Source organism: Flavobacterium azizsancarii, assembly GCF_027980145.1.
GTDB classification, from domain to species: domain Bacteria; phylum Bacteroidota; class Bacteroidia; order Flavobacteriales; family Flavobacteriaceae; genus Flavobacterium; species Flavobacterium azizsancarii.
Genome location: NZ_JAMZNK010000161.1, coordinates 1 through 216, shown reverse-complemented (window position 1 = coordinate 216; position 216 = coordinate 1). Strand labels below are relative to the sequence as shown.

The following is a 216-nucleotide window of genomic DNA, read 5'->3' as shown; positions in this document are numbered from 1 at the left end:
ATGATCTTGCCTGAACTATTGATGTATTGGTCTGATTTTTAGATTCGCCAAAACATATTTTTAATTCCTCAGTAAACGGCAGGGTTATCTTTGAACCATCAACAGCTAAAACTCTAAAATCCTTAAATCGTTTAATATTTTCATTACTTTGGACATAATAATTATCTATAATTACTGAGGATAAATAATTAAAAACCTCAGGTTTTATCTTTTTCC

At 28.7% G+C, this 216-nt stretch carries 1 protein-coding gene; it reads right to left on the bottom strand.

Annotated elements, in window-relative coordinates; genetic code table 11:
- Positions 1–216: hypothetical protein (locus NJT12_RS25015; protein ID WP_271338817.1), on the bottom strand; the 216-nt coding region annotated here is incomplete at both ends.